The sequence below is a fragment of the Sporosarcina sp. FSL K6-3508 genome (assembly GCF_038615825.1).
Taxonomy (GTDB): domain Bacteria; phylum Bacillota; class Bacilli; order Bacillales_A; family Planococcaceae; genus Sporosarcina; species Sporosarcina newyorkensis.
In genome coordinates this window covers 307,403-329,816 of sequence record NZ_CP152016.1, presented here as the reverse complement: position 1 = coordinate 329,816, position 22,414 = coordinate 307,403, and the positions used below count along the sequence as shown (strand labels likewise).

At 41.2% G+C, this 22,414-nt stretch carries 20 protein-coding genes and 1 other annotated feature; of the genes, 7 read left to right on the top strand and 13 right to left on the bottom strand.

Annotated features, from left to right (window positions below):
* Positions 1-14 precede the first annotated feature (14 nt).
* The 7 genes from MKX97_RS01595 to MKX97_RS01565 form a co-directional block, all read right to left on the bottom strand.
* On the bottom strand, positions 15-773 hold the full coding sequence (locus MKX97_RS01595; protein ID WP_040758624.1) for a cytochrome c biogenesis protein CcdA: 759 nt from the start codon (positions 771-773) through the stop codon (positions 15-17).
* On the bottom strand, positions 760-1,419 hold the full coding sequence (locus tag MKX97_RS01590) for a hypothetical protein (RefSeq protein WP_342536762.1): 660 nt from the start codon (positions 1,417-1,419) through the stop codon (positions 760-762). The genes MKX97_RS01595 and MKX97_RS01590 overlap by 14 nt, the downstream gene beginning before the upstream one ends.
* 580 nt (positions 1,420-1,999) lie before the next feature.
* Positions 2,000-2,776: a sulfite exporter TauE/SafE family protein gene (locus MKX97_RS01585; protein WP_078817549.1), complete on the bottom strand. Its 777-nt coding sequence runs from the start codon at positions 2,774-2,776 to the stop codon at positions 2,000-2,002.
* A 349-nt stretch (positions 2,777-3,125) separates the two neighbouring features.
* The gene (locus tag MKX97_RS01580; RefSeq protein ID WP_009766451.1) at positions 3,126-4,019 is read right to left on the bottom strand and encodes a LysR family transcriptional regulator; all 894 of its coding nucleotides are present in this window, start codon (positions 4,017-4,019) and stop codon (positions 3,126-3,128) included.
* Between the two features lie 127 nt (positions 4,020-4,146).
* Positions 4,147-5,541, bottom strand: a complete 1,395-nt coding sequence (locus MKX97_RS01575) for an L-cystine transporter (RefSeq protein WP_342536761.1) — start codon at positions 5,539-5,541, stop codon at positions 4,147-4,149.
* Complete coding sequence (locus MKX97_RS01570) at positions 5,541-6,743, bottom strand: MalY/PatB family protein (RefSeq protein WP_342536760.1); 1,203 nt, start codon at positions 6,741-6,743, stop codon at positions 5,541-5,543. Before MKX97_RS01570 ends, MKX97_RS01575 begins: the two co-directional genes overlap by 1 nt.
* A 94-nt stretch (positions 6,744-6,837) precedes the next feature.
* Positions 6,838-8,253: an MBL fold metallo-hydrolase gene (locus MKX97_RS01565; protein ID WP_342536759.1), complete on the bottom strand. Its 1,416-nt coding sequence runs from the start codon at positions 8,251-8,253 to the stop codon at positions 6,838-6,840.
* Between the two features lie 482 nt (positions 8,254-8,735).
* Between MKX97_RS01565 and MKX97_RS01560 the strand changes: the two genes are divergently transcribed.
* Both MKX97_RS01560 and MKX97_RS01555 read left to right on the top strand, forming a co-directional pair.
* On the top strand, positions 8,736-9,983 hold the full coding sequence (locus MKX97_RS01560; protein WP_342536757.1) for a threonine synthase: 1,248 nt from the start codon (positions 8,736-8,738) through the stop codon (positions 9,981-9,983).
* Positions 9,984-10,143: 160 nt separating this feature from the next.
* Positions 10,144-11,367: a dicarboxylate/amino acid:cation symporter gene (locus tag MKX97_RS01555; protein WP_342537470.1), complete on the top strand. Its 1,224-nt coding sequence runs from the start codon at positions 10,144-10,146 to the stop codon at positions 11,365-11,367.
* A 239-nt stretch (positions 11,368-11,606) separates the two neighbouring features.
* On the opposite strand, the gene MKX97_RS01550 is transcribed toward MKX97_RS01555, so the two are convergent.
* Together MKX97_RS01550 and MKX97_RS01545 are read right to left on the bottom strand one after the other, a co-directional pair.
* Positions 11,607-12,914 (bottom strand): FtsX-like permease family protein, encoded by a 1,308-nt coding sequence (locus tag MKX97_RS01550; protein ID WP_009766458.1) that lies wholly within the window; start codon positions 12,912-12,914, stop codon positions 11,607-11,609.
* On the bottom strand, positions 12,904-13,602 hold the full coding sequence (locus tag MKX97_RS01545; RefSeq protein WP_040759045.1) for an ABC transporter ATP-binding protein: 699 nt from the start codon (positions 13,600-13,602) through the stop codon (positions 12,904-12,906). Before MKX97_RS01545 ends, MKX97_RS01550 begins: the two co-directional genes overlap by 11 nt.
* A gap of 485 nt (positions 13,603-14,087) precedes the next feature.
* Here MKX97_RS01545 and MKX97_RS01540 point away from each other — a divergent pair, with 485 nt between their 5' ends.
* The 5 genes from MKX97_RS01540 (at position 14,088) to MKX97_RS01520 (ending at position 19,519) form a co-directional block, all read left to right on the top strand.
* Positions 14,088-14,708, top strand: a complete 621-nt coding sequence (locus tag MKX97_RS01540) for a DUF47 domain-containing protein (protein WP_009766460.1) — start codon at positions 14,088-14,090, stop codon at positions 14,706-14,708.
* Positions 14,709-14,721: 13 nt separating this feature from the next.
* On the top strand, positions 14,722-15,720 hold the full coding sequence (locus MKX97_RS01535; RefSeq protein ID WP_009766461.1) for an inorganic phosphate transporter: 999 nt from the start codon (positions 14,722-14,724) through the stop codon (positions 15,718-15,720).
* A gap of 158 nt (positions 15,721-15,878) precedes the next feature.
* Positions 15,879-16,079, top strand: coding sequence for a cold-shock protein (locus MKX97_RS01530; RefSeq protein WP_009766462.1), 201 nt, complete (start codon positions 15,879-15,881; stop codon positions 16,077-16,079).
* A 166-nt stretch (positions 16,080-16,245) separates the two neighbouring features.
* Complete coding sequence (locus tag MKX97_RS01525) at positions 16,246-18,393, top strand: MMPL family transporter (protein WP_342536754.1); 2,148 nt, start codon at positions 16,246-16,248, stop codon at positions 18,391-18,393.
* A 220-nt stretch (positions 18,394-18,613) separates the two neighbouring features.
* Positions 18,614-19,519 (top strand): PhzF family phenazine biosynthesis protein, encoded by a 906-nt coding sequence (locus MKX97_RS01520; RefSeq protein WP_342536753.1) that lies wholly within the window; start codon positions 18,614-18,616, stop codon positions 19,517-19,519.
* A 142-nt stretch (positions 19,520-19,661) separates the two neighbouring features.
* Here MKX97_RS01520 and brnQ read toward each other — a convergent pair whose 3' ends face one another.
* From brnQ to MKX97_RS01500, 4 genes are all read right to left on the bottom strand, one after another.
* The gene (brnQ, locus tag MKX97_RS01515) at positions 19,662-20,963 is read right to left on the bottom strand and encodes a branched-chain amino acid transport system II carrier protein (protein ID WP_342536752.1); all 1,302 of its coding nucleotides are present in this window, start codon (positions 20,961-20,963) and stop codon (positions 19,662-19,664) included.
* Between the two features lie 79 nt (positions 20,964-21,042).
* Positions 21,043-21,293: a binding site (T-box leader), on the bottom strand.
* 153 nt (positions 21,294-21,446) lie between these two features.
* Entirely contained in the window at positions 21,447-21,836 is a 390-nt protein-coding gene (locus MKX97_RS01510) for a hypothetical protein (RefSeq protein ID WP_342536751.1), read from the bottom strand.
* Complete coding sequence (locus MKX97_RS01505; RefSeq protein WP_342536750.1) at positions 21,833-22,039, bottom strand: helix-turn-helix transcriptional regulator; 207 nt, start codon at positions 22,037-22,039, stop codon at positions 21,833-21,835. Before MKX97_RS01505 ends, MKX97_RS01510 begins: the two co-directional genes overlap by 4 nt.
* Before the next feature lie 186 nt (positions 22,040-22,225).
* Positions 22,226-22,399, bottom strand: coding sequence for a hypothetical protein (locus MKX97_RS01500; RefSeq protein ID WP_342536749.1), 174 nt, complete (start codon positions 22,397-22,399; stop codon positions 22,226-22,228).
* Positions 22,400-22,414 lie beyond the last annotated feature (15 nt).

The following is a 22,414-nucleotide window of genomic DNA, read 5'->3' as shown; positions in this document are numbered from 1 at the left end:
TGATTCCTCCCTATTCATCCCAGGTTTGATAACCACGTGCCATCCACTAAATCAAGTAACCACCCTGTAATTAATGGCATTAAGCCAAAAAACAATACGATACCCATCAAGATCATGATGACTGCTCCCACTTTCATGATGATCTCGCTGCGGCGGACAATCCACTTTGTCGAGCCAAGGAAAAATGTCAAGATAAGGAAAGGTAGCGCAAAACCGATAACATACATAATCGTGTAGAAAATTCCCTGACTCGGGTTACTCGCAGCCAGCATCAAAATAGAACCGAAAATCGGACCGATACAAGGCGTCCAGCCGGCTGCAAACCCGAGTCCGATGAAAAATGTCCCGATATAGCCGGTCGGTCTCCTCGAAGATTGAATGCGACGTTCCTTCATCAATCCCGTAATATTGACCCATCCGCCTATAAACAGCCCCATGACTATAATGAAAATACCGGCAATTCGTTGGATAAATAAGCCGGAGTCCCCTCTTAATAGTTCTGAAATCCACTGGCCGAAAAATGAAGCACCGGCCCCCAGGCTGATGAAGACAAGCGATACACCCAGTAAAAATACAAGGGAATGACTAATTAATTTCCTACGGATTTTTATCGTTTGGTTTCCCTGAAGTTCTTTCACGCTGATTCCCGTAATATAGGAAAGATATGCCGGGAAAATAGGCAGCACACAAGGAGACAAGAAAGAAAGTGCCCCCGCTCCTACTGCTAGTAACATCCCTACAATCAATACCGTATCTGTTTCAATTCCACCCATATCGTCCATCCTTCCTGTAATGTTTTAATAGCAAAAGCACATTGGCCACGAAAAAGAGGAGGAGGAACCACGGTTTAATCATATAACCGAACACCGTTATGTAAGGCTGTAACACCATCAGCACGCTCATCCCGCATGCCCAAACTGTCAATAAAAGCCCAAGTAACTTTCCCGTTGCCATCCGTCCATTCAAATAGGTAAACCCTCCCAGCAAGATCGCTAATATTATAAGGCTTCCCAATGAATAGATCTGATCGTTCCAGGCGTATTGAATAAACTCATATAAAAACGCGGCCAATAAAAACAGATGAACAAAAGCCTTTCGGACTGCCAGGCCTTCCAGTTGTCCTCGCTTTACCTTATACGTCAAGAGCAACCCACTGAATAACACAGCTGCATAGAAAGCGCCCGAATCACCTGGGTATGCCAATATCGCCATTGGATCCTTAATAAAAACGGAAAAATTCAAAAGAACTTTTCCAGCCCACATAAATAGAACAAAATTGACTAGCTGCGAAACCATTTCACCAATCATCTTCTTTCGCTGTTCCTTCGATAGTTCACTCATCAAATAAAAGAGCAAGATACCGCCAGCTACACTGATGACCAGAATAGATATGGAAATCAATTTACTTGTCGATGCCATTCAAGTCCCCCATTTCCTCTCCAACCTCATCATACAAGCCGATTATGAAAATTTGACGAAAGCAAGTTTATTCGGTAAAAGGAATCTGCTTTAAATAAAAAACAGTTCAGAACAGCGTTTGAGTTGTAACGTTATCTGACCCTTCCTCGTAAACTTTGAGGTAATTGAAGGGTTAAGAAAATTATATTGGCAGAGGATTAATAATAATTAGTGCTTAAAACAATTACTGAATACAATTGGGCAGTGGTGAGAGGATGGAAATAATTCAACCGAAGAGGGTAATTAGAAATTTTATTTTCTACAATTTAATTAAAGGGTTTATTGCTGAAAATACTTCTTCCAATCAACGTGTTGACGAAGAACCATATTTTGGAATTTGTTGGGAAGGATTCATCGTAAGACAAGCCGTTAAAAGAGACTGAAGGTTTCATTGATGACTTAGAATAATCTCTAAGAACACTTTCTGAAGCTGCCACCGTCGTGTAGCCCAGAGAATGATGGGGAACAGGGACAGACACCTGCAAAAAACGCAATGAAATCGGAATATTGTGATTTTTGTCAGTGTCTGTCCCTTCTGCATTTATAAGATATCCATCCAAATTTTCAATGCCGTAGCGAGTATCAGTACTGCCAAAATGACCTGTAACACTTTGGTATTAACTCTTTTTCCTGCCATTGCTCCTAAAGGAGAAGCAATTAAACTTGCTACAATCATAATGAATGCCGGATAGTAATCTACCTGCCCGGTGGTGATTTTTCCAACGGTTGAGCCAATAGAAGAAATGAATGTTATGGCAAGTGAAGAGGCAATAGTCATTCGTGTGGGAATCTTTAATACGACCAGCATAATGGGAACTAATAAGAATGCGCCAGCTGCCCCAACGATTCCCGCTCCGATACCCACAATTAAGGCGAGGGCTCCGGCAACCCATTTATTAAATGTCACTTCGTTCAAGGGAATATCATCAATCCCTTTTTTAGGGATGAACATCATAACAGCGGCAATCAAAGCAAGGATGCCGTAGGTAAAGTTTATTCCCCCTTCGGACATTAGTTTGGAGCCGTATCCTCCAATAAAGCTTCCAATTAAAATACTTGAACCCATATTGATAATTAGCTTTTTATTTAAGTATCCGCCTTTTCGGTAAGCCCAAACACCACCAATTGTCGCGAAAAACACCTGTATAGCACTTATTCCCGAGACTTCATGGGCGCTAAAAGAGACTAAACCAAATAACGGTGGTATATAAAGCAACATAGGGTACTTTATGATTGAACCACCTATACCTAACATCCCTGAAATATATGAACCTATAAAACCAATTAAAAAAATGGTTATAATAAATAAAAAATCCATCCGTGTTCCCCTCCTGGTAGCAAGTTAATATTCATAATAAGGTTAGGTCCCAAATAAAATAGCCCATTCCGTATAATTAACAATGAAGGGCCATTTTTTCTAGCATATAATTGCTGTATAACCAATGAGCTGACAAATCTTATAAGCAGCAATTTTATTCAGTAACTAATAAATCGGCGCTATACAGATAGTCATTGAAAGACAAATTTCTTTGACAGCTTTATCAGGTTATGTTTATTGCGGATTTCGTTGAAGAAGTTAGCTGCTACTTCTAAGCAGGCACGATTACTTTTGCTACCTCAGAGGGTTTAGTGTTCTCAACGTACGCTTTTGAACGCTTTCGATACGATTACATTGTTACCTTCTTTAAATAGGCAATAAAGGCGTCCATGCTTCTTTTAGGAAACCGAGACGGTAATTCTACTAACCATAAATCCCTAATTAGATCAATGCCGGAAATCGAAACTTGTTTCAAAACCCCTAATTCAAGTTCTCTCAAGACAGATAATTTCGGAATAATACCAATGCCTAAGCCCGCTTCTACGGCACTTTTGATGGATTGCGTGCTACTCAGTTCCATATAACTTCTAACTTTATCCAATGTATTGTTTTCTTCTAATACTCTTTCTACAATCTTTCTGATACCTGCATTTTCTTCTCTCCAGATCATCTTTTCCTCAATCAATTCCTCTATTTCTATTTCATCTCTATCGCTCCATCTATGATCATTGGAGACAATCAAAATCAGTTGATCTTCCGCAAATTTTTCTATTTTAAAATCTTCATCATGTAAAAAGGCTCCTTCTACTAACGCAATGTCAATATCCCGACTTTCCAAACTGGATATGGTGCTGGGTGTATTTCCAATGGTTAATTTAAACTTAAGATTTTTATGCTCTTTTTGGAAGTCCCCTAGTATTCTGGGAAGCAGGTATTCACCAATTGTTAAACTTGCCCCTATATTTAACGTGCCTGCATCTTTATTGGCAATAGATTTTACAGCCTCTTCAGAGCGTTTATAGTTATCGATAATCTCTTTTGCATATGGATATAAAGTTGAACCTGCTTCAGTAAGCTTTAGTTTTCCAGCTTTTCTGTCAAACAGCGCAACTCCGTAATGCTTTTCCAATTGACGAATTTGACTGGTTACAGCTGGTTGTGAGATGAAGCTAGTCCGGGCAGCCTGACTAATGCTTCCTTCTTCAATCACACGGCAAAACATTATTAAACTTTCTTTCTTCATTAGTGTCACTCCCTAACCTTTTCCGTCCTTGACGTGTCCCTTCTTATCATAACATGCTGGTTTATCCCATAGGAAAGCACCTGTTGCATGGTTAGGAATGCAACAGGTATGTAACTTTCAGTTTTTTTCAAATGACTTCAGGTACAGCTTTTTCCTCTTTACTGTTATATACTTCTTCATCTAATTGTTTTGTGATTTTACTCGTTATTACACCTGTCGTCATAGTTCCACTGACATTTAGTGCCGTACGCGCCATGTCTATGAGTGGCTCTATTGATATAAGTAGTCCTACAATTGCAACAGGCAAGTTCATCGTTGATAAGACAATAAGACCGGCAAATGTCGCTCCGCCACCAACGCCTGCAATGCCGAATGACCCAATCACTACAGTGACAAGTAACATGAGTATAAACGATGGTGTAAATGGATCAATTCCTACTGTGGGAGCGACCATAATCGCAAGCATTGCAGGATAGATTCCCGCACATCCATTTTGTCCGATCGTTATTCCAAATGCGCCCGATATATCCGCGATCCCTTCAGAAACTCCCAAACTCTTCTTTTGTGTACTAACATTAATAGGCAATGTCCCCGCACTAGACCGAGATGAAAATGCGAATACAAGAACCGGCATGATTTTTTTAATATACGTTAATGGATTCAAACCTACCAATCTAATGAGCAACAAGTGAATTAAAAACATAACAGCTATCGCAAAATATGAGGCTAAAATAAACTTCCCTAGATTCCAAAAGGCGACTAAATCACTGGTGGCAGCTTTATTTGTCATTAATGCTAAAATCCCGTATGGCGTCAAACGCAAAACAAGTGTCACAACTCGCATCACAACTGTAAAAATCGCTTCGACAATTGACGCGAACATCTCTGCTTGTTTGGGTTCTTTTCTCTTTACACCCATGAATGCCATCCCGAGGATAGATGCAAAAATAACGACTGAGATAACTGATGTAGAACGCGCTTCTGTCAGGTCATAAAAAATGTTCATCGGCAGCATCGATACAACCTTTTCCGGTACCGACATCGCATTTAAATCATCTAACTTTTGTCCATGACTTTCTATCGCTACAGATTCTGCTTCCCCTTGCGTAATTTCCATTCCTTCTAAGCCGAATAAGCCAGCGGAGAATATTCCAACTGCAGCCGCTATTGCCACTGTTCCAGCAAGCATCCCAATCACTAACCCGCCAATTTTACCAAAATCATTTGCCAATTTGGATTTAGTAAAGGCGGATAAAATTGCAAAGAAAACTAACGGGATTACAAGCATTCTTAACAAAGATATAAATCCGTTTCCAACGATATTGATCCATTCGGCAGATTCAGAGATAATAAATGATGTTTGGCCATAGATAAACTGTATGGCTAGTCCATAGACAATCCCAACAACTAGCGCTAGCATGACACGTTTAGAAAACGATACAAATTTCTTTTGCATGTAGAACAATGCAGCACAAAGGAGCACAAATATCATGATGATCAAAGAAATGTGGAATGCTTCCATTAACGTACCTCCTCTGCATTCTTAGCTAGATTTTCTTTCACAGCCCTTTCTACTCTTCGCAAGCCGTCTTCTAAAACATGCCTTGGACAAGCCATGTTAACTCTTGTAAAACCTTCGCCTCCTAAACCAAATGTATAACCTTCGTCAAATGCCACCTTGGCGTTTTTACGGAAGAAGTCCTCAAGCTCTTTTGCATTCAAACCAAGAGCCCTGCAGTCTAACCAAGCAAGATATGTTCCCTCAGGCGGGATCACTTTAATTTCCTTTAAATTCGTTTCAATAAATGTTGTTAAAAAGGTAAGATTGCCTTCTAAGTAATCCAAAAATTGATCTAACCACTCTTCTCCATATTTATAAGCGTTTTCAGCTGCAGTCACACCAAAAGTATTGGATAATCCTAAATACATTATGTCAATAATTTTCGTAAACGGATCCCGTAACTCTTTATTTGGAATAATAATATTAGCCATTTGAACACCAGCAAGATTGAACGTTTTACTTGGAGCCGTGCACGTTATGGAATGGTCCGCGAACTCTTCTGAAATGCTAGCAAAAGGCGTATGGGTATGACCTTTATAAACAATATCAAAATGAGCTTCATCAGAAATGACTAGCACATTATTTTTCAAGCATATTTCCCCCAGTCTCGTCAATTCTTCTTTAGACCAAACCCGACCAGCCGGATTATGAGGGTTACATAAAATAATCATCTTAACATCTTCGTTCTCTACGACTTCTTCTAAGTTTTCATAATCCATCTCATATCTTTCATTTTCATACTTAAGTGGATTTAATACGATATCACGATTATTTTTTTCGATTACTTCCATGAACGGCGTATAAACAGGGGTTTGTATAATAACTTTATCTCCTTCATTTGTGAAGGATTGAATTGCAATACTTAACGCTGGCATAATCCCCGGCGTACAGCGGATCCATCGTTTCTGAATGTCCCATTTATGACGTCTTTGCACCCAGTCTATAAATGCCTGGAAGTAATCATTAGACCTTGATGTATAGCCAAACACTCCATGTTCAGCTCTCTCCTTCAACGCCTCTACGACAGGTTTTGGGGACACAAAATCCATATCCGCTATCCACATTGGAAGAATATCCTTATCACCAAATAACTTCTCTGTGTGGTCCCATTTGACCGAATCCGTATTGTACCGACTAATGACTTCATCAAAGTTATACTTCACTATAACGACCTCCGATTTATAATTTCATTACTGATATTATCTACTCGTTTCCTATAAGAGACGTTGGAACCAAATGAACAATTGGCCTGTTTGATTACTTTATTACTGGAGCTTGTTTATTAGTTTCCTTCAACCAAGCTAAATAGCCGCCTTTTACATTCATCACGTCTTTATAGCCATGAGCCTGCAGCAAGCTTGAGGCTATTGCTGATCGGGCACCAGACTTACAATGTACAAGATACGTCTTTCCTTTTGGCAAATCATCGAGTTGCTTTGTTAGCAAATTAAGGGGCATGTGTTCGGCCCCTTCAATTCTGCCTTCCGTCCACTCTGATTCATTGCGAACATCAACCAGATGATACTGATCATCGAGCAAGTATTCCTGTACTTGTTTGACATCTACTTCTCCGTAACTTTCCAACTGTTTGTCATCAGCCAGAACGTCAAACGGTTCAATGAAACCGACAATGCGATCTAAACCTATTGAAGATAAACTCTCCTTGATCGCATTCAGTTTGCTTTCCTCTGCGATTAGTATGATTTCTGAATTGTAGTCAATTAACTCTCCTGCCCAATTTGTAAAAGATTGATTAAATGGGATGTTGATTGTCCCTTCCAAATGACCTTTTGCAAATTCTGCAGCTCTTCTTGTGTCTACTAAAACTGCATTCGCATCATGACCTTCCAATTCCTTTACAGTGCGGATTCTATTAGTCTTCCCTTCACTGACTAGCGGCGGTCCCATCTTGTTCAACTTTTTCATCATTGCAAAATAGTTAGGAGGAGTAGATTGCCCCGTTAATAAAGTCTTGATAAAGTTTTCTTGATCTTCTTCCCGTAAAGCCCAATTGTTTAATTTCTCATAACCAACTGTAGACATAGGAACTGCTCCAAGTGCTTTACCACAAGCACTTCCTGCACCATGCCCCGGCCAAACTTGCAGATAATCAGGCAATTGCTTAAACTTCTGCAGCGATTGGAACATCTGGCTTGCTCCAAGCTCCGCAGAACCAATCACTCCAACAGCCTTCTCCAATAAATCAGGCCTGCCAATATCTCCGACAAATACGAAATCACCTGTGAAAATGCCCATGGGTTGGGAAGAACCACCGCCCTTATCCGTCAAAACAAATGAAATACTTTCTGGTGTATGTCCGGCAGTATGCATCACAGTGAATTCAATTTGACCTATCATAAATGTGCTGCCATCTTTCAACAAGACATAATCAATATCTTCCAGCTGATTGTATTTCCACTGTTCGTCGCCTTCATCCGAAACGTACAAAGTGGCATCACAATGTTGCGCAATCTCCCGAGACCCAGAAACGAAGTCTGCATGAATGTGAGTTTCAGCTGCTGCAATTATTTTCAGTCCCTTCTTCCTCGCCATCCCTAAATAGGGTTCAATGCTACGAGCCGGGTCAATTACAATGGCTTCTCCTGTCTGCTGACAACCAACCAAATACGACATTTGAGCTAAACTCTCATCAAAAAATGAACGAAAAAACATATTAATCCCTCCAACTATTTGTTTTGAAAGCGGTTTCAACAGAGGCTGTTAAATGAATTAAGAAGGCTGTTCCTTCCCCTCTCCTTCCAAGCTGTTTTAAGTATTCAATTAACTTTTTCTAGCATAGCGCATTTCAAGTTTTTTGAACAATCGAATTATTTTATAAGGTATAAATTAAAAGTAGAGTCGTTGTGAAACATGGTTGTAGCCTAGTTTTAGGCAGAGGTAAGTATCCTTCCACTGTCGGTATTAAGATTAAAAAACAACCCAATAAATTAGGATCCGACGAAGGAATTCTCTTCTGACAGGAGAGATCTTCTATCCGTAGCCACACAGCCAGAAAACGACAAAATTCACCTCGGTTTTACTGGGTGTCAAGGTTCGGCATGTTGTAAAGCCTCCCAACATAAGATGGAACAATACGTAAACTATTTTAGTCACCGTAAAAGAAAGAACTAGCCTTTCAGGAGGAGAGATTTCAGATGAAATTCAGCTATATTTCGCATCTTCATTGCCCTAAATGTCAAAAACGTTTCAGCGCAGGAGGAAAACACCAGCTATGTGAATGCGGTTCCCCATTACTAGTGAATTATGATTTGAAAGAGATAGGCAAGGTATTAAAACCGACAGATTTACTTACGAGGAATACTGATTTATGGCGCTACCATGAGTTGCTGCCTGTACAAAACAAAGAAAATGTTGTCACTCTTGGTGAAGGAATGACCCCCCTTCTGCCGATGAAACAGATTGGTGCAGATATGGACATCTCAAACCTGCTTATGAAAGATGAAGGCATTATTCCCACTGGAACCTTTAAGGCTCGCGGAGCTGCAGTAGGAGTATCAATGGCGAAAGAATTAGGCATCCAAGAGTTAGCGATGCCGACCAACGGAAATGCGGGAGCCTCGTGGGCACTTTATGCCGCCAGAGGAGGAATTAATTCAACCATCGTCATGCCGGTAGATGCACCAAAAATCACAAGAAATGAATGTGCAATCGCCGGGGCGGATCTTCATTTAGTGAATGGATTAATTAGCGATGCAGGGAAAATAATTTCTCAAACAGTGAAGGAGTATGCGTTATTCGATGTTTCCACCCTGAAAGAACCGTATAGAATCGAAGGAAAGAAGACAATGGGCTATGAAATCGCAGAACAGCTGGGCTGGAAAGTACCAGATGTAATTCTATACCCTACCGGCGGCGGTGTTGGATTAATTGGAATTTATAAAGCGTTAAAAGAACTTCAAACCCTCGGTTGGATTGCTGAAGATAAGTTGCCCAGATTGGTAGCCGTTCAAGCTGAGGGATGCGCTCCGATAGTGAAAGCCTGGAAAGAAAACAAAATGGAATCAGAGTTCTGGGTTGATTCCGAAACAATTGCTTTTGGAGTGAATGTTCCTAAAGCTTTAGGGGACTTTTTAGTGCTTCAATCGCTGTATGAAACAAATGGATGCGCAATCGCGATCGACGATGAAACCATTTTAGAAGAACAACGAAAAATTGCGCGTATGGAAGGGACTTTTATTTGTCCGGAAGGAGCTTCCACATTTTCAGCCGCACGCAGATTACGTGAAGAGAATTGGATTAAAGCGAATGAAGTGGTCATCGCTTTAAATACAGGAGCTGGATTAAAATATCCCGACACGTCTAGTTTTGAAACACCCGTTATGGAGCCTGGTGAATCTCTGACTAAGGATGTCTCTAATAATACATTCCGAGAAGGGAGGTGAGCTAAATGACTTGATTTCTATAAGAAAGCGATTTTTATCAATCCGTCAACATTAAAGAAAGCCAAGTTAATTGGAACCAGTAAGCAAGCGACAATCAGTTTCGAAAGCGCTCACAACTACTTGAAAAGGAGAGAGAAATGTGAGATTAAAAGGGAATTTAATGGCGCAGATTTTCATTGCTTTTGGGATTGCAATTATTTTAGGGGTTATCTTCGGTCCGTCCATTGAGGTAATAAAGCCACTCGGGGACTTATTTCTACGATTAATTAAATTCATCATTGCCCCGCTTATCCTCGCTTCTTTAGTTGTCGGTGTTGCAAGTACGGGAGATCCAAAGCAGTTAGGAAGAATAGGAGTTAAAACCGTCTCTTATTATTTAGTGACCAGCGCCATAGCGGTTGCCATCGGATTAGCATTCGCCTACCTCATTTCGCCTGGCAAAGGGGTAAATATCAGCGTTCCTGAAGCAGCTGCGCAAGTGAATGAAACAGATGGAGTAATTGCTACTTTACTAAACATCATACCGGAGAATTCTTTTACTGCTCTTTCTTCAGGCAACATTTTACAGATTATATTTTTTGCAATCTTCGTCGGCCTGGCCATCACGCTAGTAGGAAAAAAAGCAAAGCCCGTCTATCAATTTTTTGAAGGCTTTGCTGAAATCATGTATAAAATTACCGGCATCGTCATGTGGTTCGCGCCAATCGGGATTTTAGGATTAGTTGCACCAGTAGTCGGTGAATACGGATTAAGTGTTTTAATGCCATTATTAAAAGTCATTCTAGCTGTTGCCATTGCATGCTTTATACATGTTCTATTTGTTTATTCGATGGCAGTAAAAAAGTTCGCCAAGATGAGCCCGATGAAATTTTTCAAAGGAATGGCTCCTGCTTCTATTGTGGCTTTCAGTACATGCAGTAGTGCCGGAACATTGCCTGTGACGATAAAAAATACTCAAGAAAATTTAGGCGTGCCGAAGAAAATCAGCAGCTTCGTCCTTCCGCTCGGAGCAACGATCAATATGGACGGAACAGCTATCTACCAAGGGGTGGCAGTCGTTTTCATCGCCCAATTCTATGGATTGGAATTATCGTTAATGCAGCTTCTGATGGTTGTACTGACTGCTGTGTTAGCATCAATCGGTGCAGCAGGAGTTCCAGGCGCCGGTGTCATCATGCTTGCCATGGTACTAAGCTCCGTCAACATTCCATTAGAGGGAATCGCCCTGATTGCTGGAATTGATCGGATTCTTGATATGTTCCGGACAACTGTGAACATTCTAGGCGATGCCTCCGCTTCCGTCGTCGTTGCCGCCACTGAGGATGGATTATGGTCTGATGACGTGAACGAGCCACAAGAAAATGAGCTGGAAGTTTCAAAATAAAATCATCTTGAATTCAAGGGCTGTCCTGAACTTCCAGGTACAGCCCTTTTCCCGTGTTACCAAGCTGGTAAAGCGAAGGAACGCACCAAAGTCTCATCACACCGAGCCAAAACACCGTTAGACCGAACTAATACCCTCCAAGACCGCACCTTCAGCAAGCTGAACCGAACCAAACGTCCCGGCATACGAACCAAACCGGCCGCGCACCGCACATTCCCTTCCCTACCATACTTTTCGCTTCACAATTCTCTTCGCAACGCATCAATCACATCAATCCTCGTAGCCTTTCTCGCTGGTCTCCAGCCCGAGACGATTGCCACCGTTAGGCTGATGGCTGACGCTATGACGACGAGCTGCCATGGGATCACTGAGAATGTGACATTTAGTTCAGCAAAATCTTCTTCACCGATAGCCGCTCCTACAATAATTGGCAATAGCCAGTTTGAAACCAAGCTGACGGCATAGGAAATGATGATCGCCAGTACAGTCCCGACAACACCGATCCAAGCACTTTCCATCAAAAAGAGTCGCTGGATGAGTTTCGGCTGGGCACCGATCGCCTTCATAACGCCGATTTCCCGCGTCCGTTCCGTCACCGCCATCGTCATTGTGTTGAATATCCCGATTGATGAAATCAATATGGCAATTGTACCGACGAAAACGAGACCTGCTTTTAACGCAAGGAAAAACACATCGATTTGGTCCAGTTCTTCTGAAATGGAATAGACATTATAGCCTTGGTCCTTTAGTTCACTCGTGACAGACTTTACGTTTTCCAAAACATCCGCGTAGACATACAGCATGCTGGAGAATAGTGGATCTGTCACCTCTTCCTTCTTATCTTGCTTATAGATTTTTTCAAGCTCTGGAATCAATGCGGCATCTGCATAAATTTTATTGTCCACTAACCAGTCTTTCGATGGTTTTTTGGCGACACCAACAATTGTCAACTCGGTTTTATCATCATATAGTTCGCCCGTACCGTAATCTCCTAGTTGATATGTAAACGTCTTTCCGATCAACTCTCCTTTATACGAAGGGATTTCCGGCTCTTCCTCTGACCCTTCAGGAAGTGCTTCAGCTAGCTTTTCAGCAGCTGATTCGTCTATTAAACTTTCAGCGAATCCATTCCCTACTACAACCTCGTAGGTACTTTCCGGTAGCCGCCCTTCCGCTAAGGCGAACCCAACTTTCGCCTCTTCCTTGAAGTCCGTAACTAGTAAATTTCCATGCGTTGTATACTTCCCGAGCGATGCTTGCTGCATTGCATTCGCTCCCTGATGCATCACAACTGCTTTAACATGGTCGATCCCTTTCATTTCTTCTGCTTCCTCTGCTCCTAGGTCATCGGAATACACTTCAATCTGCGTAACCAAGCGATTTTCCAACATAAGACTACGCATTGTATCATGAATCCCGAAGCCGACAGATGCCAGAACGATAAGAAAAGCAGTACCCATCGTAGCGGCAAGGACAGTCATGAAAACGCGCAATTTATTTTTCTTAATATGTTGGCGAATGAAATCAATCTGATCTTTAAACTGCATTCGGAACACCTTCTTCCGTCAAAATCCCGTCATGCATCCGATACATGCGATCCGCTCTTTGAGCCACTTCATCATCGTGTGTAATGATGACAAACGTGATATCACGCGTGTCGTTAAGTGTTTGGATGAGCTCCAAAACTTCCTGCTCTGTCTCGGAATCCAAACTGCCTGTTGGTTCATCAGCAAAAATGATCGGCGGATCGGTAATCAATGCTCGAGCAATACTGACACGCTGTTGCTGACCTCCCGACAACTCATTCGGATAATGATCTTGTACGGATTGCAGTCCAACATGCTTCATTAACTGCTGAACTTTGTCTTTACGCTGATGACGGTTCATTCCCTTTAATTTCAGCGGTAATTCAACATTCTCGAATGCCGTTAAACCAGGCATGAGCTGGAAATTTTGAAAAATGAAGCCGTAATTTTCAAGTCGAAACTGTGCACTTTGCTGTTCATTAAACACAGAAGTAACCGTATCCTTCACTACTATTTCTCCGCTGTCCGGCTTTAAAAAACCTGCCAATATATGAAGCAGCGTCGATTTGCCTGAGCCGCTTCGTCCGACAATCGAGACAATTTCACCTTGTTTCACCGAAAATGAAATATTTTTCAGCACTGGCACATTGCTTTCCTTGCCTTTTCTACCGATTAAAAATGAATGGTTTATATCTTGTACTGTAATCAACATTCTTTCCTCCCATAACTGTACTGCTTTCTAGTATATAAATAGCTTCTTAAGGAACCATAAGGATGTTTCTTAAGATTTTCTGAAGTTCTGCATCAATTACGCTTCGGCGTAATTGCGTACAGATTTTTAATTGTGCTTAGGCCCGCGTGAAGCAGGTCAGTTAACCTTTGCCACAGGATGTGGTGATCTTAGCCTGTGTACTTCTATTGTTCAGCGAGCGTTTGAACACCCACAGAACAGGGAATTGGATCATATTCATCTCACCACCCACCTATAGAAGTAAGGCTCTTCTGCTGAATAAATATAAATGCCAAAATTCTACACGATTCGCTATCTTTTTATACAAATATTTTGGTATGATGAGTAAATCAAATGCGCTAAGGTGTATTTAACCTGAAATTCCTTTCACCACTTTCACAAGCTAGAGTCCCTCGCTAAATTTAGTTACACAATCGATTCCAACAATAGATGGAGGAAAATACATGTTAAGTCCACGAAAACCCGATCCGTTCTTCACTGCTTTATTGGATATTGCAAAACACGTACAAGAATCGTTGCACTATGCGGATGACTTCAAAGTCGAAACAATAGCTGATCTGAAAGAAGTCAGCATTCAAATGAAAGCCTATGAGACTGCTGGTGACACACTGATCCATGAGCTGATCACCAAGCTCAATACATCATTCATGACTCCGATCGAAAGAGAAGATATCTTGCAGCTAGCGATAAAAATGGATGATATTTTGGATGGAATTGAGCATTTCCTCGGTAATCTGGAGATGTTTTCACTTATTGAAATTGATGAATACATGCAGAAGTTCATGAGCAATATTGTCAAAAGCACAGACGAAATCGTCAAAGCGATGGAACTTCTGACGAAGAAGAAGCTCGTCGAAATGCGGACGCATGCCGTGCAGATCAAAGAATATGAACGCGTGTGTGATGACGTGCTTCGGACGTCCATCAAACAATTATTCATTCGAGAAAAAGACCCTATCCGAATTATTCAATTGAAGGATCTGTACGAATTGCTCGAAGAAGTCGCAGATTATTGCCAAGATGTAGCGAACACTATTGAAACGATCATAATGCGAAACGCGTGAGGAGTAATAGTTAATGGATATGATTCTCATATTAACCATTCTCGTTGTTGTATTTGCTTTAGCATTCGACTTCATCAATGGTTTTCACGATACAGCAAATGCCATTGCTACTTCTGTCTCTACCCGTGCATTGAAACCACGGACTGCGATCTTGATGGCGGCAGCAATGAACTTTGTCGGGGCACTGACTTTTACAGGAGTAGCCAAAACCATTACGAAAGATATCGTAGACCCCTTTTTATTGGAAAATGGTTCCCTTGTCATTCTGGCGGCTCTCGTTTCCGCCATCATCTGGAACTTGGTGACTTGGTATTTCGGAATACCCTCCAGTTCTTCCCATGCCTTGATCGGCTCCATTGCAGGCGCCGCCATTGCAGCAGCCGGCTTTGGTATTCTGAACTACAGTGGATTCATCAAGATTATCCAAGCGCTCATTCTTTCCCCGGTCATTGCATTAGTCGGTGGTTTTATCGTCATGACGATACTGCGGGCTTTGTTGAAGAACCGTAATTTATTCAAAGCAAATAAACGAATTCGCTATATGCAAATCGGGACCGCCGCGATCCAATCGTTCACGCACGGTACGAATGATGCGCAAAAAGCGATGGGGATCATCACGATGGCACTCATTGCGGCCGAACTGCAAACATCAGATGACATCCAGCTCTGGGTACGGATTGCTGCGGCCACTTCGATGGGAATCGGAACATCTATTGGCGGCTATAAAATTATCAAGACGGTCGGCGGTAAAATCATGAAAATCCGGCCGATTCACGGAATTGCGGCAGATTTGAACTCAGCTGCGATCATTTTTGGAGCTACACTCCTTCACCTGCCTGTCAGCACGACGCACGTCATCTCCTCATCCATCATGGGGGTTGGGTCTGCACAGCGCTTGAAAGGTGTAAAATGGGGAGTCGCCCAAACAATCGTTTTGACATGGGTCATCACCATGCCGATCTCCGCAGTCGTCGCGGCCATTGTTTATAAAACATTAGCGCTTTTCTTATAAGTAAACTTTTAACTTGCAATGTCTGATATTTCCTGTTATGATAAAGAAGAATTATTTTTGTTCGACGTTGGTCTACGATTTCATCTCGACCGTTTTCAAGAATTGAGCAAGGATAGTAATACAATGTGTACACAACTGTACACGAGGAGGAAACAAACATGGAACAAGGTAAAGTAAAATGGTTTAACGCAGAAAAAGGTTATGGCTTCATCGAACGTGAAGATGGCGACGATGTATTCGTACACTTCTCCGCTATCCAAGGCGACGGGTTCAAAACTCTTGAAGAAGGTCAAGACGTGTCTTTCGAAATCGAACAAGGACAACGCGGACTTCAAGCAACTAACGTTACTAAAAACTAATTTAACTTCACAAACCACTTCCTTTTAGGGAGTGGTTTTTTTGTGTTTCTCCAACTAATCACGCAAGACTTTCATGCAGTTCTTCGTTATGATAGTCATTGAACTTACAATCTCGGCTCGTATCGATCATTACATAGATTGGTTTGAACAGATAGGAGGAATTATCGTGCATAGCTTTGCAAAGTTCGTGACGAAGACCTATAAATGGATTCTCGCCTTTTGGATTTTACTGTTTGGCGTAATGACCTACTTCGCCATCCAACTGCCCGGTTTACTCGCGGGTGATGGTTTCAGAGTAGACGGTGAACATGAAAAAGTTATGAAGATTGTCTCAGAGGACTTTGGGTTGCCTGCGGAGACGTTGTTTTTAGTTTTTGACGAAAAGTCCGATGAAGATATCAAATCCACTCTTTCAAAGCTGGACACACTTGACATTAAATCTGAAATTGTCTCTCCTTTGGAAGAAAAGGATCAGTATTCAGAAGGGCTTTCCTACGCGATGCTGCAATTTAAGAAAGAACCTGAAGATATGCCGCAAGTGGTGGACGATATTCGAGAATCATTCGAAGGCGAAAAAGGAATTACGTTAACCGGCGGAGGCGCGTTTGAACACGATATCAACAAAGCAAGTCAGCGTGACTTAATGACTGCCGAGGCCATTGGATTGCCGATTGCCATTATCGTCTTGCTGTTTGCATTCGGGACGGTCGTTGCTTCTGTCGTTCCTTTATTGGTTGGGATCGGAACGGTCGTTTCTTCGCTTGGTGTGCTCGCACTACTTGGCAATCAAGTCGATTTGTCTATTTTTGTGCTGAATATCGTGCCGATGCTCGGTCTCGCGCTCAGTATTGATTTTGCTTTATTGTTCATTAGCCGTTATCGGGAAGAGTTGAAGAAGCGGAGCTTTTCCGATTCCTTGATCATGACGATTCGGACCGCAGGACGTTCGATTATCTTCTCTGCCGTCTGTGTGTTCATCGGACTTGGTGCAATGTTGCTCATTAAAGTCGATATCTTTGAAAATATCGCTCTTGGCGGGATGATCGTTGTCGGTATGGCGGTCGTTGCTTCGCTTACTTTATTACCTTCTGTACTATTGATGCTTGGTGATCGTATCCATAAAGGACGATTGCTGAAGGATCGCGGTGAAGAAGCAAACGGTTGGCGCAAATTTGCGAATGCAGTGATTAAACGACCTGTGTCGATTGCAATTGTCGCCTTTGTTCTATTGGCGATCGCGTTAATTCCTGTGCGCAATATGGAGCTTACGATTCCGCAGATTGATTCGTTGCCGGAATCATTCGATACACGCCTGGCGTTTGAACAGATACAAGAAACATTTGGCTTGGATAATGAAAGTACAGTTTTCTTGTTGGCTGAGCGTTCTGGCGGCTGGGAGAATTCAGACGGACTGGCTGACTTGAAGAAACTCGAAGAACAAGTGACGGAAGACCCTCTAGTCCAAGATGTTTCAACGATTTTCACGGTAAGCGGCATCGAAACCCCCGATCAATGGGAGCAGTCGATGATGGCACCGGGGATGGACGAACAGCTGAATCCTGTCATGCAAAGTTTTATAGACGGCAACAGATTGCTCGTTCCTGTTACGCTGAATGCTTCGGGCAGTTCCAATGAAGCACAAGATTGGGTACGGAACTGGTCCGCTAAAGATACGCACTGGAACTTATTGATTGGCGGTGAGCCTCGTTTCAATCAGGAGATCTTCGATGAAATCGCAGATCATATCGTCTATGTGTTGCTCATCATTGTAGTTTCAACATTCTTCATCTTGATGTTCGCTTTCCGTTCCTTAATCATCCCAATCAAAGCGATTTTGATGAATATTCTAGGGTTGTCCGCTACGTTCGGAATACTCGTGTATATTTTCCAGTACGGCCATTTCGGCTTGCACCCTGGAACGGTCGCGCTCATTATTCCGGTCATCGTCTTTAGCTTAGTGTTTGGGTTGAGCATGGACTATGAGGTATTCTTAATTTCGCGGATGCAGGAAGAGTTCTCTTATTCATTTGATAACGATAAATCGACTGTAGAAGGACTCGCAACAACGAGTAAAGTCATTACGTCAGCTGCACTCATCATGATCGTTTTGACTGGAGCTTTCGCTTTTACGGATGTCATGCCAGTGAAACAGATCGGTGTTGGAATCGCCATTGCAGTAGCGATCGATGCGACAATCATCCGATTGTTGCTCGTACCGAGTCTAATGAAGCTGTTCGGCAAATGGAATTGGTGGTTGCCGTTTGGCAAAGGATTATATCGTTCCCACGGTCAGAACCGACATGTAGGCAAGTAAACTAATTGGGTAATCAGAAAATAACTAGGGAGGAAGGTTAAAGATGGCCTTTCTCCCTTCTTCATAAGGTGCTATTCGCTAATTTTATCACATGGGATTGAATACTAATCCAAGACATACCTTAGCCGATAACAATCATTGTAAACAAGAGAAGAATAATTTAAAAAGTAGTAATGGCCAAAAATAAAGAATTTTAATATTACTAATGGAGGAATGTGTTGTGGAATCTATAAAGGTTTATCATTACGATGCGTTTAGTAAGGAGCCTAATAAAGGGAATCCTGCGGGAGTAGTATTAAACGGGGATGAATTGACGGATGCTCAAATGCAAGAAATTGCTTTCAAAGTGGGGTTTAATGAGACAGCTTTTCCGGTTAAATCGGAAGTTGCTGACTTTAGAATACGTTTTTTTACACCCGGACACGAAATGAACTTATGTGGTCACGCGACAATGGCAACTGTTTATTCATTAATATCAAAAGGTTTATTAGATGAAAAAACGAATTTTACAATTGAAACAAAGGCAGGAATTTTACCAATAAACGTTAAATCATCTACGGAAGGTGAAACTTTTATAACAATGAAACAAGCTTCACCCCTATTTAATGAATTCAACGGTTCCAGAGAAGATTTAGCTAGTTCAATAGGATTAAATGAATCAGATATCGATGGAGACTTACCTATCCTATATGGCAGCACAGGTAATTGGACGCTATTAATTCCAATAAAACATCTTGAGGCATTTAAACGAATGAAACCAAATAATAATGTTTTTCCTGCTATCTTAAAAGAAATACCAAAATCCTCTGTTCATCCATTTTGTACGGAAGCATATGACTCTGATGCTGATATGCATGCTCGACATTTCTCCTCGCCGTTTTCAGGTACTGTGGAGGACGCAGTAACAGGCACTGCTTCGGGGGTAATGGGTGCATTTTTTGCCAAATACATAAAAAGCGACAGATTTGAAGAATCCCTAAATATTATAGTAGAACAAGGTCATGAAATTGAAAAAGACGGCAGGGTCATGGTGAATGTTACGAAAAACAATGAGTCCTACGATATTGAAATAACAGGAAACGCAGTGTATGTTAAAGAATTTGATGTTTATTTAGAAGATAAATAAAGTAGGGCACACGTGTAATTTATAAAAGCCTGCTATCTTGCATTACATTGAGACAGCAGGCTTCATCTATACTTAAAAATCCACAATATAAACCTGTGGAAGGATAAACAAGGGCCCTCCTACTCCAATCGGTTCTTTCATTTCATTCGCGAACTTGCCGGCCGGACTTATCCATTACATATCCAACCAAGGCAGCAACAAACGCAGGCAAGACCCAGCCCAGCCCTCGTTCAAAGAATGGGGCTACTCCCAGCAAACTAGTTAAGACGTCAAGTTTAAAACCGAGACTGATCAATACTTGGTATAACGCATAAATTGAGGTCACGATCACTGAAAGCCGGTACATCGTCTTGCCTCCGCCCGCAAAATGCTGGAATAAAGAAAGTATGACCAAAACTATGGCAATCGGATAAATAAACACCAATAAAGGCGTTGCCAACTCAAGAATTAAGTTCAACCCTAAATTGGACACGACCAAGCCGGTCAATACGAATATAGCGACATATGCCTGGTAACTTAGCTTTGGATATATTTCGTTGAAAAATCTCGAACAAGCGTTAATCAGACCGACACAAGTTGTCAGGCATGCCAATATTACAATTAAACCAAATAGAAGACCACCGCCGCTCATGAATAATAAGTTTGCAGCTTCGGTTAAGATTTCTGCCCCATTTTCAAAACTGTTATTCTTCGGTATCACTCTGCCGATCCATCCTAGGGAGAAATAAACAATGGCCAATCCAAGTCCAGCTATGAAAGCAGCTCCAAATGCACCTTTAACCAGTTCCGACTTGGATTTCGCACCTTTATCTTTCAAGGCATTGATCACAACAATTCCGAATGCCAAAGCTGCGACTGCGTCCATTGTAAAATAGCCTTCCAAGAATCCTTTAACAAACGGAGTTGATACATAATCCCCTTCTGCTGAAGAGGCGATGTTATCGAATTTAACAAAAGCCTGAACAACTAACACACCTAAAACTAGCAATAAAATAGGTGTTAAGAGCTGACCGATCCGATCAACGATTTTCTTAGGATTCAAGCTGATAAAATAAGTCAATACAAAAAATAACAAGGAGAACACAAGCAGCGGGAACCATCCTTGGGCATGAAAGACTTGTTTGAAACCCAGCTCGTACGCTACGTTGGAAGCTCTTGGTATACCATAAAAAGCCCCAATTGACATATAGATAATAATTGCAAAAGCCATGCCAAACATACCATGTACTCGGCTTCCCATCGATAGTAATCCGTTATCAGACAAGGCAATTGCCATGATCGCCATGAATGGAAGCAGGACTCCCGTGATGAGAAAACCGGCAATCGCTGGTCCAAAATTGCTCCCCGATTCTAAACCAAGGAGTGGCGGAAAGATAAGATTTCCCGCCCCGAAAAATAAAGAAAAAAGCATAAACCCAGCAAAAAACACATTCTTCCTACTCAACTTAATCCACCTCGTATGTTGTCTTTGTTTATCATGATGCACCGCTCCTCTATTTTTCACAAAAAAAAACCCGCCCCTAAATAGGGACGAGTTTATGCTCGCGATACCACCCATATTCCGCACGTTTCATTAAAAAGAAACAATCCGACTCTCAGTCAGCGTACTATCATACGCGCTCCATTTAACGGTGGAAAACCGTCAAAGTTTACTATTTTCAACTTTGCATCTCGGAGATGATTTTCGGATAAGATCTGCCCATCGACTTTCACCAAACGCCGACTCTCTGGAGAACAGGGTTCTTCTCTTACTCTTTCTCGTCACTGATTATTATGTATACATAATAACTTAGCAAAGAGTGATTAGAAAAGTCAATACATTTTAATATATTTACAATTTTAGCAAAACAAAAACTTTCCTTATATGGATAAGCATTCAAATACAAAACTATGAGAATCAAATGAAGTTATCCATAAATAAACATACTCACTGATATTTTTTGGCGATCAAAAATTCAACAAACGGCAAGATCACCATCGCTAAACCTAAAATACCTAATAGAAAAATATTCACTGTACCATTTACCATTTTATCGGCAGCCACGGCTATCAAAATAAAGAATACTAGAACAAAATAACTTACTTTCGAACTTTTTTCCATAATCATTTGCCCAAGCTCTTCCTCTGGCAATATTCCGTCTTTCTCTTCTTTATTCCCCCAAGTAATTGCAGAGAAAAACATCATCAACAACGCCCCGATTGTTATCACTTCATTGAACCCAAACTCTCTCTCGGTAATAAATTTAAAAATGGAATAGCCGACCACAATCAAAGTAGTAGTTCCAATTATAATGGCGCCTAATTTTCGAGTTTTCATTTTTCAATCTCTCCCTCACTCAAAAATAAATCATCAACTGTAACACCTAAAGTCTTCGCAAGATTAAAAGCTAATTGTAAACTGGGATCATATTTGTTATTCTCAATTGCATTAATCGTTTGCCTGCTCACATTACATAGATCTGCTAAACCTCCTTGAGAAATCCCCTTTTTTTTACGATATTCTTTTATTTTATTTTCCATAAAAACAGCACCCTTATTTTCTAGTTGGTGTAAAACTTATTTGACACCAGTATAAAACAAGATGTATAGTCTGTCAAACATCTTTTACATCTCATGCTTCGTAAAGGAAAATTAAATTCATGAATTCCACACAAGGTTCCAAAAAAAAACAGCAGTACTCAGTTGATCACTGAGTACTGCTGTTTTTTATTTTAATTGCCAGCCAAATGTTCCAGGTTCTACATACGACTGGTTTTCGATCGATTGATGATTTTTTTGCGTAGGATTGTTTTTGAAGGTTGCTTGTACCATAAAATACACAGCCCCCACTACCACAATTACAAAAATAATTAGACCGATTGCAACTGTTTTACCTTTCATTTGATTTCACTCCTA